The following is an 804-nucleotide window of genomic DNA, read 5'->3' on the forward strand; positions in this document are numbered from 1 at the left end:
GGCTTCGGCGCGGCGGGTGAAGCCTTGTTGGTGCTGGCCAACAAGCTGCCGGTCAATCTGCGCAATCCGGAAGTGGTCGATCACTATCGGCGGCGGTTTCCGGCGAGCCCGTAACACATCGCGGTTTCGCCCCAATTCTCCGCGACGTTGAGAGCCATGCCGATCCACGGCTCGCATTCCTGGTAGTCGTCGTCTGTTCGCTCTGCGCCATGCCGTCATTCGCGGCCGAAAGCAGTTATGTCTATTGCGACAACGGACTGCGCTGCTTCAAGGCGCCCTGCCCGTCGAACAGCGTGCTCGACCTTGCCACCGGGGCGATCATCAAGGGCGTCTCGATCGATCCAAGCGGATTGCCGCAGGCCGACAAGGCGATAACCGATCTTTCCGACGCGCTTTATGCCGGCAAGATCGTCGTCAGGGGCTCGATCGAGCACCGCACCCCAGACCATCACCGGCGAGAAGTACAATCTGCCCTGGCTGGTCGCGACCCGTATCGTGCGGACCGCCAAGGACAGCGAACGCAAGCACTGTTCGTCGCACTGATAGGCAGTTCAGCCCTGGTCACGCGCCAAGCAGCTGCTCTATTTCGGCAGCAATCCGCAGCAGGCGCCGGTCATGCCCGTTGCGCGCCACCAGCATCAATCCGGCGGGCAGCGGAGTGCCCGGCATCGGTAGCGAGATCGCGCAGAGATCGAACTGGTTGGCGACCTGCGTGTTGCGCAGCAGCAGGCCCTCGGTGCGGTCGCGCAGCTCGGCGTCGTCAGCCATCGAGACGATGGTCGGCGCCGTCACCGGCGTGGTCGG

General features: G+C 64.2%; 1 protein-coding gene and 2 pseudogenes. 2 read left to right on the forward strand and 1 reads right to left on the reverse strand.

The window, feature by feature from the left end:
* Nucleotides 1–114 (forward strand): annotated as a pseudogene (locus tag EN906_RS38685) (dehydrogenase); the annotation flags it as partial.
* A 282-nt stretch (nucleotides 115–396) separates the two neighbouring features.
* Entirely contained in the window at nucleotides 397–543 is a 147-nt protein-coding gene (locus EN906_RS38690; RefSeq protein WP_236383014.1) for a hypothetical protein, read from the forward strand.
* Nucleotides 544–561: 18 nt separating this feature from the next.
* On the opposite strand, the pseudogene EN906_RS35835 reads toward EN906_RS38690, so the two are convergent.
* Nucleotides 562–804 (reverse strand): annotated as a pseudogene (locus tag EN906_RS35835) (amidase); the annotation flags it as partial.

This window comes from Mesorhizobium sp. M7A.F.Ca.CA.004.06.1.1, assembly GCF_003999135.1.
Taxonomy (GTDB): domain Bacteria; phylum Pseudomonadota; class Alphaproteobacteria; order Rhizobiales; family Rhizobiaceae; genus Mesorhizobium.

Bases quoted from the DNA above. Each gene is read 5' to 3' on its own strand.
- EN906_RS38690 (WP_236383014.1), top strand. From the start codon at position 397: ATGCCGGCAAGATCGTCGTCAGGGGCTCGATCGAGCACCGCACCCCAG.